The organism is Vibrio sp. 1F263 (assembly GCF_041439035.1).
Lineage (GTDB): Bacteria > Pseudomonadota > Gammaproteobacteria > Enterobacterales > Vibrionaceae > Vibrio > Vibrio tasmaniensis_A.
On the sequence record NZ_JBGONI010000043.1, the window covers coordinates 18,234 to 30,789 of the forward strand.

Sequence of the window (12,556 nt, forward strand, 5' to 3'; positions counted from 1 at the left end):
TAAGCACACCTATCACTTTATAAGTTCATAGCTAAATACCAATACGCCAGATACAAAAAAGGCACCCGAAGGTGCCTTTTTCTTATCTCTTAGAGACTACTCGTAGAGCTTACTCTTCTGAAGAGAAACCAGCGTTTAGAAGTGCTGCTAGATTGTCAGTAGCTTGTTCAGCTGAAGGACCTTCTTGCTCTTCTTCACGTTGCTTTTGACGCTCTTGGTGGTATGCGAAACCAGTACCAGCTGGGATCAGACGACCAACAATTACGTTCTCTTTCAGACCGCGAAGGTCATCACGCTTACCAGAAACCGCAGCTTCTGTTAGTACGCGAGTCGTTTCTTGGAACGATGCAGCTGAGATAAATGACTCAGTTGCAAGAGATGCTTTAGTAATACCTAGTAGGTCACGTTCGAAACGTACTAGTTCTTTACCTTCAGCTTCTAGCTTACGGTTAGCAATCTTAACATTGTGGTACTCAACTTGTTCGCCAGGTAGGAACGGAGAGTCACCAGAATGAGTGATTGTACACTTACGTAGCATTTGACGAACGATAGTCTCGATGTGCTTATCGTTAATCTTTACGCCTTGTAAGCGGTAAACTTCTTGAACTTCGTTCGCGATGTACTGAGTTACTGCGTGGATACCACGTAGACGCAGGATATCGTGTGGAGTTTCAGGGCCGTCAGCGATTACATCACCACGTTCAATCTTCTCACCTTCGAACACGTTCAATTGACGGTGCTTAGGAATCATCTCTTCGTAAGCGTCACCGCCTTCACGAGTGATTACTAGACGACGCTTACCTTTCGTTTCTTTACCGAAAGACACAGTACCTGTGTGCTCAGCAAGGATCGCAGGCTCTTTAGGCTTACGAGCTTCGAATAGGTCAGCTACGCGTGGTAGACCACCGGTGATATCTTTGTTTCCGCTCGATTTTTGAGGGATACGAGATAGTGTGTCACCAATGCCAACTTCAGCGCCATCTTCGATGTTTACAATCGCTTTGCCAGGTAGGAAGTAGTGAGCTGGCATATCAGTACCAGGAATCATTACGTCGTTACCTTGCTCATCAACAAGTTTGATAGCTGGACGCATATCTTTACCTGCTGCTGGGCGAGCTGCTGCGTCTGTTACTTCACTTGAAGAAAGACCCGTTAGATCGTCAGTTTGACGAGAAACTGTAATACCATCGATCATATCTACGAATTGGATACGACCTGCCACTTCAGTGATGATTGGCATGGTATGCGCTTCCCAGTTAGCTACAACTTCACCAGCAGTAACTGCTGCGTTGTCGCCTTTGGTTAGCATCGAACCGTAAGGAAGTTTGTGCTTCTCTTTAGTACGGCCGAATTCATCAATAATCGTCATCTCAGATGCACGAGAAGTGATAACCAGTTTCTTATCTTTGTTAACTACGAACTTAGCATTGTGAAGTTTCACAGTACCAGTTGTCTTAGCTTGGATGCTGTTCTCTGCTGCTGCAGTAGATGCCGCACCACCGATGTGGAACGTACGCATCGTTAGCTGTGTACCCGGTTCACCGATAGATTGTGCAGCGATAACACCAACTGCTTCACCTTGGTTCACTAGGTGACCACGTGCTAGGTCACGACCGTAACACTGTGCACAACAACCGAAGTCTGCATCACAGGTAACAACAGAGCGCACTTTCATGCTATCTACTGAGTTGTCTTCCATGATTTGACACCACTTCTCATCAATCAGAGTATTACGTGGAATCAGTACATCTTCAGTACCAGGCTTAAGAACGTCTTCAGCTACTACACGACCTAGAGCAAGCTCAGAAAGTGCAACTTTAACGTCACCACCTTCGATGTGAGGCATCATGTCGATACCTTCATGCGTGCCACAGTCATGTTCGTGTACTACAACGTCTTGAGCAACGTCTACTAGACGACGAGTTAGGTAACCCGAGTTTGCTGTTTTCAGTGCTGTATCCGCAAGACCCTTACGAGCACCGTGCGTTGAGATAAAGTACTGAAGGACGTTTAGACCTTCTTTAAAGTTCGCTGTGATCGGCGTTTCGATGATTGAACCATCTGGACGCGCCATCAGACCACGCATACCTGCTAGCTGACGAATCTGAGCTGCAGAACCACGTGCGCCCGAGTCGGCCATCATGTAAATGCTGTTGAACGATTCTTGCTGTTCTTCTTCGCCGTCACGGTTGATAACTGTTTCAGAAGATAGGTTATCCATCATTGCTTTCGCAACGCGGTCATTCGTAGATGCCCAGATATCGATAACTTTGTTGTAACGCTCACCCGCAGTAACAAGACCTGATTGGAATTGCTCTTGGATTTCACGAACTTCTTCTTCAGCAGATTCAATTTCATCGTATTTCGCTTGAGGAACAACCATATCGTTGATACCTACAGAAACACCAGAAAGTGCCGCGTATGCGAAACCTGCGTACATGATTTGGTCAGCAAATACTACTGTATCTTTTAGACCAAGCTTACGGTAACACTCGTTAAGAAGAGTAGAGATCTGCTTCTTACCTAACTTTTGGTTAACGATGCTGTACGGTAGGCCAGCTGGAACGATCTGCCATAGCATTGCACGACCTACAGTCGTATCAACTAGGCCAGTATTCGTTGTGCTATTGCCGTCTTCATCTACTACAGTTTCAGTGATACGTACTTTAACGCGAGCGTGTAGCTCAGCAGTCTTAGTACGGTATGCCTTTTCAGCCTCAGCAGGGCCAGCAAGGTACATACCTTCACCTTTCACGTTGATCTTGTCACGTGTCATGTAGTAAAGACCCAATACAACGTCCTGAGAAGGTACGATGATTGGATCACCTGATGCTGGCGACAGAATGTTATTCGTCGACATCATTAGGGTACGAGCTTCAAGCTGTGCTTCTAGAGTTAGAGGCACGTGTACAGCCATTTGGTCACCATCGAAGTCGGCGTTGTATGCCGCACACACTAGTGGGTGAAGCTGAATCGCTTTACCTTCGATTAGTACTGGTTCAAACGCTTGGATACCTAGACGGTGAAGTGTAGGTGCACGGTTAAGCAGTACTGGGTGTTCACGGATCACTTCGTCTAGGATATCCCAAACGATCGCTTCTTCGCGCTCTACCATTTTCTTAGCAGCTTTGATTGTCGTAGCCATGCCACGAGTTTCTAGCTTGCTGTAGATGAACGGCTTAAATAGCTCAAGTGCCATCTTCTTAGGAAGACCACACTGATGTAGACGAAGGTATGGACCAACTGTGATTACAGAACGGCCAGAGTAGTCTACACGTTTACCTAGAAGGTTCTGACGGAAACGACCTTGTTTACCCTTGATCATATCAGCAAGAGATTTCAGAGGACGCTTGTTAGAACCCGTGATCGCACGACCGCGACGACCGTTATCTAGAAGGGCATCAACAGACTCTTGCAGCATACGCTTTTCGTTACGTACGATGATGTCTGGAGCCGCTAGCTCTAGAAGACGCTTCAAACGGTTGTTACGGTTGATCACACGACGGTAAAGGTCGTTCAGATCAGAGGTCGCAAAACGACCGCCATCTAGTGGTACTAGAGGACGTAGATCTGGCGGTAGCACTGGAAGTACAGTTAGGATCATCCACTCAGGCTTGTTGCCTGACGAAATGAACGCTTCAACTAGCTTCAAACGCTTAGTAACTTTCTTACGCTTAGTTTCAGAGTTAGTTGTTTCCAACTCTTCGCGCATTTCTTCCACTTCTTGATGAAGGTCCATTGTTGAAAGCAGATCTTTGATCGCTTCAGCACCCATCTTAGCAGTGAATTCGTCACCCCACTCTTCTAGACGATCCAGATACTCTTCTTCAGTAAGCATCTGAGATTTTTCTAGATCAGTCATACCCGGTTCAGTTACTACGTACATTTCGAAGTAAAGAACACGTTCGATATCACGCAGAGGGATATCCATTAGTAGACCGATACGAGACGGTAGTGATTTTAGGAACCAGATGTGAGCAACTGGTGAAGCAAGCTCGATGTGGCCCATACGGTCACGACGAACTTTAGTTTGTGTAACTTCAACGCCACACTTCTCACAGATAACACCACGGTGCTTCAGGCGCTTGTATTTGCCACAAAGACATTCGTAGTCTTTAACTGGACCAAAAATACGTGCACAGAACAGACCATCACGTTCAGGTTTGAACGTACGATAGTTAATTGTTTCTGGCTTTTTAACTTCACCAAAAGACCACGAACGGATCGTGTCTGGTGAAGATAGACCGATTTTGATTGCATCAAATTCTTCGGTCTTATGCTGTGCTTTTAGAAAGTTTAATAAGTCTTTCACGTTCAGCTCCTGTAAGGAGTTAAAGGAGCTCACCGACTAAAGTGAGCCCCCTTTACCAAGTAATCCAATCTTCTTTATAAAAAAGAGGGATTACTCTTCGTCTTCTAGCTCGATGTTGATACCTAGCGAGCGAATCTCTTTCAACAGTACGTTGAACGACTCTGGCATGCCAGGTTCCATGCTATGGTTACCATCTACGATGTTCTTGTACATCTTAGTACGGCCGTTAACGTCATCCGACTTAACTGTTAGCATTTCTTGTAGAGTATATGCAGCACCGTATGCTTCTAGTGCCCATACTTCCATCTCACCGAAACGCTGACCACCGAACTGAGCTTTACCACCAAGTGGTTGCTGAGTTACTAGGCTGTAAGAACCAGTTGAACGAGCATGCATCTTGTCATCAACCAAGTGGTTCAGTTTCAGCATGTACATGTAACCAACAGTTACAGGACGCTCAAACGAATCACCAGTACGCCCATCAAACAGTTTAAGCTGACCAGATTCTGGCAGATCACCCAGTTTAAGTAGTTCTTTGATTAGAGACTCAGAAGCACCGTCGAACACAGGTGTAGCAATCGGTAGACCGCCACGTAGGTTCTTGATCAGTGTACGAACTTGATCATCAGACAGTTCAGCAATATCAACTTTCTGACGAGTATCGCCAAGATCGTAAACCTTCTGTAGGAACTCACGGAACTTATGCAGTTCTTGTTGTTCCTTAACCATTTGGTTGATCTTGTCACCGATACCTTTCGCAGCCAAACCTAAGTGAACTTCTAGGATCTGACCAATGTTCATACGCGATGGTACACCCAGCGGGTTAAGTACGATGTCTACAGGCTGACCTTTCTCATCGTATGGCATGTCTTCAACAGGGTTAATCTTAGAGATTACACCTTTGTTACCGTGACGACCGGCCATCTTATCACCAGGCTGGATACGACGTTTAACCGCTAGGTAAACTTTAACAATCTTAAGAACGCCAGGTGCTAGATCATCACCTTGAGTGATTTTACGACGCTTAGTTTCAAACTTCTTATCGAAGTCTGCTTTTAGCTCATCCCACTGCTCAGCAAGTTGCTCAAGCTGTGTTTGTAGCGCATCGTCTTCTAGAACTTGCTCTAGCCATTGCTTACGACCGATAGTATCAAGCTTAGCTTCAGAGTAACCACCAGACAGAAGTACAGCTTTAACACGGTTAAGAAGGCCACCCTCAAGAATTTGGAACTCTTCAGTTAGATCTTTCTTAGCTTCTTTAAGCTGCATCTGTTCGATTTCAAGTGCACGTTTGTCTTTCTCTACGCCATCGCGAGTAAAGACTTGTACATCGATGATAGTACCCGAAACAGAGTTTGGTACACGTAGAGAAGTATCTTTAACATCAGATGCTTTCTCACCGAAGATAGCACGTAGTAGCTTCTCTTCAGGAGTCAGTTGAGTTTCACCTTTAGGGGTTACTTTACCAACTAGGATGTCGCCACCCTTAACTTCAGCACCAATGTAAACGATACCTGACTCGTCTAGTTTAGACAGAGCAGACTCACCTACGTTTGGAATATCAGCTGTGATCTCTTCAGAACCCAGCTTAGTATCACGAGCCACACAAGATAATTCTTGAATGTGGATTGTCGTGAAACGGTCTTCTTGAACTACGCGCTCAGATACTAAGATCGAGTCTTCGAAGTTGTAACCGTTCCAAGGCATGAATGCGATACGCATGTTTTGGCCAAGAGCTAGTTCACCAAGGTCTGTTGAAGGACCGTCAGCAAGAACATCGCCGCGTGCAACTGGTTCACCAGGAAGTACAGTTGGACGTTGGTTAATACATGTGTTTTGGTTCGAACGCGTGTACTTAGTCAGGTTGTAGATATCGATACCAGCTTCGCCAGGTACCAATTCATCTTCGTTAACCTTAACTACGATACGAGAAGCGTCAACAGACTGAACTTGACCACCACGTTTAGCAACCGCTGTAACACCAGAGTCAACTGCGATGTTACGTTCGATACCCGTACCTACTAGAGGCTTATCAGCTCTCAGTGTTGGTACAGCTTGACGTTGCATGTTGGCACCCATCAATGCACGGTTCGCATCATCGTGTTCTAGGAACGGGATAAGCGAAGCAGCGATAGATACTACTTGGTTTGTCGCAACGTCCATGTAGTCAACGTGATCGCGTGGGTGAAGACCAGATTCACCTTTTTGACGAGCTGTGATTAGCTCATCTGCAAACGTACCTTCTTCAGTAAGAATGGTGTTTGCTTGCGCGATTACGAATTGACCTTCCTGGATTGCAGACAGGTAATCAACTTCTTCTGTTACTACACCATCTACTACACGACGGTACGGAGTTTCTAGGAAACCGTAATCGTTACAACGTGCAAATGCAGATAGCGAGTTAATTAGACCGATGTTTGGACCTTCAGGCGTTTCGATCGGACATAGACGACCGTAGTGAGTTACGTGAACGTCACGTACTTCGAAGCCTGCGCGCTCACGAGTAAGACCACCAGGACCTAAAGCAGAGATACGACGCTTGTGCGTAACTTCTGACAATGGGTTGTTTTGGTCCATAAACTGTGAAAGCTGTGAAGAGCCAAAGAATTCTTTAACTGCAGCAGAGATCGGCTTAGCGTTGATAAGATCTTGAGGCATGATTGCATCAAGGTCACCAAGGCTTAAACGTTCTTTAACGGCACGTTCTACACGAACTAGACCAACACGGAATTGGTTTTCTGCCATTTCACCTACAGAACGGATACGACGGTTGCCAAGGTGGTCGATATCGTCCACTTCACCAATGCCGTTACGGATACCAATCAGTTTCTTCATCACTTCGATGATGTCTGATTCATCCAGAGTACCGCGCTCTTCTTCTTCTTCACGCTCGATAGAGCTGTTGAATTTCATACGGCCTACAGTTGATAGGTCGTAACGATCTTCAGAGAAGAATAGGCTTTCGAACAATGATTCTGCAGCTTCTTTCGTTGGTGGCTCGCCAGGACGCATCATGCGGTAGATTTCTACCAATGCAGAGATGCGATCTACTGTGCTATCCGCACGTAGAGTGTCTGACATGAATGGACCATGGTCTAGGTCATTCGTGAACAGCACTTCTAGAGTCTTGTGACCTGCTTGAGACAGGTTAGCAAGTGCTTCTAGGCTAATCTCTTGGTTTGCGCCAACGATGATCTCGCCAGTTGCTTCGTTGATGTAATCTTTCGCAGCAATCTTTTCAACGATGTACTCTACTGGTACTTCGATGTGCTCAACGCCATCTTTTTCAAGTTGACGGATATGGCGAGCAGTTACACGACGACCAGTCTCAACGTAAGTTTTGCCGTTTGCTTCGATGTCGAATGACGCAGTTTCACCACGTAGACGATCAGGAACCAACTCCATAAGTAGAGTTTGGTCTTTCACTTCGAAGTTCACTTTGTCGAAGAACAGATCTAGGATCTCTTCAGTCGATTTACCAAGTGCACGAAGGATAATCGATGCTGGTAGCTTACGACGACGGTCGATACGTACGAATAAGTTATCCTTAGGATCGAACTCAAAGTCTAACCATGAGCCACGGTAAGGAATTACACGTGCGTTATAAAGAACTTTACCTGATGAGTGGGTCTTACCCTTATCACTGTCGAAGAACACGCCTGGGCTTCGGTGCAGCTGGGATACGATAACCCTCTCGGTACCATTAATTACGAAAGTACCATTGTCTGTCATAAGCGGAATTTCGCCCATGTAGACTTCTTGTTCTTTAATGTCTTTTACAGTACCTGCTGGTGCATCTCGATCAAAGATAACTAGACGTAGTTTTACGCGTAGTGGCTTTGAGTAAGTAACACCGCGGATTTGACATTCTTTAACGTCAAAAACTGGCTCACCAAGACGGTAGCTAACGTATTGCAGCTCAGAATTGCCGTTGTAGCTCTGAATTGGAAATACAGAACGGAAAGCAGCTTCAAGACCGTATTGACCTTCAGGATCCTGTTCGATGAATTTGTCGAAAGAATCAAGCTGGATCGATAACAGGTATGGAATGTCCAAAACTTGTGGACGAGTACCAAAATCCTTACGGATGCGCTTTTTCTCGGTATAAGAGTAAACCATGGGGTTCCTCAGCTCGCTGATAAGTGACCCAAACCACCCAAAACACTCTTCAGAGGGGGCGGTGACAAACAGCTGTTTACTGTAGTGAACAATCATTTCGAAAAAATGACTGTTTTTTTGCTTGGATTATGACGGTTAAACAGCGGAAATTTCGTCATAGCCCTACAGCGCAAAAAGGCCGGTGGTTAATAAACCACCAGCCATTAGCCTTGCGGCTAAGAAATTAAGTAATAATTACTTAACTTCAACAGAAGCGCCAGCTTCTTCTAGCTGTGCTTTAAGAGCTTCAGCTTCAGCTTTGTCAACGCCTTCTTTAAGCGCTGCAGGAGCTGAGTCTACAAGACCTTTAGCTTCTTTAAGACCTAGGCCAGTTGCGCCACGTACAGCTTTGATAACTTGTACTTTGTTAGCGCCAGCAGCAGTTAGGATTACGTCGAATTCAGTTTGCTCAGCAGCAGCTTCAGCAGAAGCACCACCAGCTACAACTGCAGCAGCAGCAGTAACACCGAATTTCTCTTCCATAGCTTCGATAAGCTCAACAACTTGCATTACAGACATTTCTGCAACTGCGTCTAGGATTTGCTCGTTAGTAATAGACATAACAATTCTCTTTTAAGTCAACAATAAGTTTAAATAGCAACCAGTGAAAAGCAAGGCTTAAGCCGCAGCTTCTTCTTTTTGGTCGCGAACAGCAGCGATAGTACGAACCAGCTTGCCAGCAGAAGCTTCTTTCATGCACATCATTAGGCGTGCGATAGCTTCGTCGTAAGTTGGTAGTGTCGCTAGTACTTCAGCATCAGTAACTGCGCCTTCAAATGCAGCAGCTTTGATCTCGAAATCTTTATTCTCTTTAGCGAAGTCTTTGAAAAGACGCGCTGCAGCACCTGGGTGCTCATTAGAGAATGCGATCAGAGTTGGACCAGTGAAAGTGTCAGTTAGACACTCGTAGTCTGTACCCTGAATCGCACGGCGTGCTAGTGTGTTACGAACAACTCTCATGTAAACACCCGCTTCGCGAGCTTGTTTACGTAGAGAAGTCATTGCGCCAACAGTAACGCCACGAGAATCAGCTACAACTGCAGAAAGTGCACCACTGGCAGCTTCGTTGACTTCAGCAACAATTGCTTTTTTGTCTTGAAGATTTAAAGCCATTTGGATTAACCTCTGGTTGTGATTACAGCACTCATACAAAATGTAATGAGCGTTTACGATGTTATTTAAAAATGAATAAATTCACTTCAAACCACAACATCGCCTACGTAGGTTTTATTAAGCCATATCTCCGAAGAGTACAGCGCCTACGGTCTTGGGACGGATGACCTGAATTGCTTCAAAAATCACCCAACCACAAATATTAGGCGCAGAAGTATACACTAAATCTGCGCCGAAGCAAATTAGTTTGCTTGAGTGTCAAGACTAGCTTGATCAACAGTAACACCAGCACCCATTGTAGTAGAGATGCTTACTTTCTTCAGGAAAGTACCTTTCGCTGAAGAAGGCTTAGCTTTCTTAAGAGCAACTAGAAGTGCTTCTAGGTTCTCTTGAAGCTGGTTAGCTTCGAAAGATGCTTTGCCGATAGTAGTGTGGATGATACCGTTCTTGTCGTTACGGTAACGAACCTGACCAGCTTTAGCGTTCTTAACCGCTTCAGCAACGTTAGGAGTTACAGTACCAACTTTAGGGTTTGGCATAAGGCCGCGTGGACCTAGGATTGTACCTAGTTGACCAACAACACGCATTGCATCAGGAGAAGCAACAACAACGTCGAAGTTCATTTCGCCTTTTTTCACTTGCTCAGCAAGATCTTCCATACCAACGATATCTGCGCCAGCTGCTTTAGCTGCTTCTGCGTTTGCACCTTGAGTGAACACAGCAACGCGGATGTCACGGCCAGTACCGTGAGGTAGCACAGTTGCGCCACGTACGTTTTGGTCAGATTTACGAGCATCAATGCCTAGGTTAACAGCAACATCTACAGACTCAACGAATTTAGCAGTAGCTAGTTCTTTAAGAAGAGCAACAGCTTCGTTGATTTCGTATTCTTTAGTTACTTCAACTTTGTCGCGGATTACGCGCATACGCTTAGTAAGTTTTGCCATGATCTTATCCCTCTACCACTAGGCCCATTGAACGAGCAGTACCAGCAATAGAACGCTTCATTGCTTCGATGTCAGCACCAGTCATATCAGCAGCTTTAGTTTCTGCGATTTCCTGAACTTGAGCGTCAGTTACAGTACCAACTTTCTCAGTGTTTGGACGACCTGAACCAGACTTAACGCCAGCAGCTTTCTTAAGAAGAACAGCAGCAGGTGGAGTCTTAGTTACGAACGTGAAAGAACGGTCGTTGTAAACAGTAATTACTACTGGAGTAGGTAGACCTTTCTCAACAGATTCTGTTTTTGCGTTGAACGCTTTACAGAATTCCATGATGTTCACGCCGTGTTGACCTAGAGCAGGACCAACCGGTGGACTTGGGTTTGCCATACCAGCTGCAACTTGCAGTTTGATATAAGCTTCAACTTTCTTAGCCATGATATTTCCTAATTTTTGGGTACATGCGCTAGCCCTGAGGCAAGCTCCCCTTAATTTCAATTAACTCTTTCTTACTTCGATAGAAGTAAAAAGGCGCGAAATTATAATCATAATTCGCGCCTTTAACAACCCTAAAAAGGTGGTTTTTTATACTCTTTTATTTTGAACAACTTATGAAGTATTTATCCACAGCTTGTTCAAAAGTTAGAGTTTTAGTCCAGCTTTTCAACTTGACCAAATTCAAGCTCAACCGGTGTTGCACGACCAAAGATCGATACAGATACCTTAATGCGGCTTTTCTCGTAATCTACTTCTTCAACTGTACCGTTGAAATCAGCAAACGGACCATCGTTCACACGAACCACTTCACCCGCTTCGAACATTGTCTTAGGACGTGGAGACTCGCTCGCTTTCTCTAGACGGTTCAAGATAGCATCAGCTTCTTTGTCAGTGATTGGTGCAGGACGATCAGAGGTACCACCAATGAAGCCCATAACACGAGGAATGCTGCGTACTAAGTGCCATGATTCATCATTCATGATCATTTGCACTAATACGTAGCCAGGGAAGAACTTACGTTCGCTTTTACGGCGTTGACCTGCACGCATTTCCACTACTTCTTCAGTAGGTACTAAAACGTCACCAAAGAATTCTTCCATGTCGTGCATTTTAATATGTTCGCGTAACGATTGAGATACACGACCTTCATAGCCAGAAAAGGCTTGAACTACATACCAACGTTTTTTTGGAGCTTCACTCATGAATCAGAACCCTCTACACTCCAGTTGCTAGAGAAACTAAACGGACCATAATGCCGTCAATTCCCCAAAGCACTAGAGACATAACAATACATACAGCTAAAACGATCAATGTAGTTTGCATAGTTTCTTGGCGAGTAGGCCAAACAACTTTACGAATCTCCATACGAGATTCTTTTGCAAAATCGATCGCAGCTTTACCTTTAGTTGTTGTTGCTGCAACGCCTAGTGCGGCAGCAATCAGCACAACTACACCTGCAGCGCGAATTACAACAGACAATTCACCATACAGGTAATTACCCACAACAGCAGCAGCCAACAGTACAAAAGCGACTACCCACTTCATTGTATCTGCTGCACCTGAGCTATCAGGAGTTTCAGCGTTTGCTTTCATAAAACCAACCTGTGATAAGTCTTAAATATAGACGACAATAACCCCGCTGTTGCAGGGCACATTCCTTTGCGTTGCAAAACAACACATCTAACAGTCATTTTAGTTAAAAAGACCGTTTAATTCTTTGCTAAGAGTTAAAATTGATGTCAAAACACCCAACTCTTTTTTCAGCGCAGAAAAAGGGCATCAAATGATGCCCTTTTTACTAGTGGTTCGTCAAATCTTATGCAAAGATTTTAGCTACAACACCAGCACCAACTGTACGGCCACCTTCGCGGATTGCGAAACGTAGACCTTCGTCCATTGCGATTGGAGCGATTAGCTCAACAGTCATTTGAACGTTGTCACCTGGCATTACCATTTCTACGCCTTCAGGTAGAGTGATGTCGCCTGTTACGTCAGTTGTACGGAAGTAGAACTGTGGACGGTAACCCTTGAAGA

The 12,556-nt window shown here is 45.0% G+C and carries 8 protein-coding genes and 1 pseudogene; all 9 read right to left on the reverse strand.

The features are described from left to right. Positions 1–109 precede the first annotated feature (109 nt). Positions 110–4,312, reverse strand: a complete 4,203-nt coding sequence (gene rpoC / locus ACED25_RS20185) for a DNA-directed RNA polymerase subunit beta' (protein WP_009844676.1) — start codon at positions 4,310–4,312, stop codon at positions 110–112. A gap of 90 nt (positions 4,313–4,402) precedes the next feature. Continuing rightward, positions 4,403–8,431, reverse strand: coding sequence for a DNA-directed RNA polymerase subunit beta (gene rpoB / locus ACED25_RS20190; protein WP_009844675.1), 4,029 nt, complete (start codon positions 8,429–8,431; stop codon positions 4,403–4,405). Positions 8,432–8,665: 234 nt separating this feature from the next. Further along, positions 8,666–9,031, reverse strand: coding sequence for a 50S ribosomal protein L7/L12 (gene rplL / locus ACED25_RS20195; RefSeq protein WP_009844674.1), 366 nt, complete (start codon positions 9,029–9,031; stop codon positions 8,666–8,668). A gap of 57 nt (positions 9,032–9,088) precedes the next feature. Beyond that, positions 9,089–9,583 carry a 50S ribosomal protein L10 gene (rplJ, locus tag ACED25_RS20200; RefSeq protein ID WP_009844673.1) on the reverse strand — a complete coding sequence of 165 codons (495 nt, stop codon included), beginning with the start codon at positions 9,581–9,583 and terminating at the stop codon, positions 9,089–9,091. Between the two features lie 242 nt (positions 9,584–9,825). Further along, complete coding sequence (gene rplA / locus ACED25_RS20205; protein WP_012605004.1) at positions 9,826–10,530, reverse strand: 50S ribosomal protein L1; 705 nt, start codon at positions 10,528–10,530, stop codon at positions 9,826–9,828. Positions 10,531–10,534: 4 nt separating this feature from the next. Further along, positions 10,535–10,963: a 50S ribosomal protein L11 gene (gene rplK, locus ACED25_RS20210; RefSeq protein ID WP_010435555.1), complete on the reverse strand. Its 429-nt coding sequence runs from the start codon at positions 10,961–10,963 to the stop codon at positions 10,535–10,537. A 212-nt stretch (positions 10,964–11,175) separates the two neighbouring features. Next, positions 11,176–11,724 (reverse strand): transcription termination/antitermination protein NusG, encoded by a 549-nt coding sequence (gene nusG, locus ACED25_RS20215; protein ID WP_012605006.1) that lies wholly within the window; start codon positions 11,722–11,724, stop codon positions 11,176–11,178. 13 nt (positions 11,725–11,737) lie between these two features. Next, positions 11,738–12,115, reverse strand: coding sequence for a preprotein translocase subunit SecE (gene secE / locus ACED25_RS20220; protein WP_017096511.1), 378 nt, complete (start codon positions 12,113–12,115; stop codon positions 11,738–11,740). A gap of 223 nt (positions 12,116–12,338) precedes the next feature. Continuing rightward, positions 12,339–12,556 (reverse strand): annotated as a pseudogene (tuf, locus tag ACED25_RS20225) (elongation factor Tu); the annotation flags it as partial.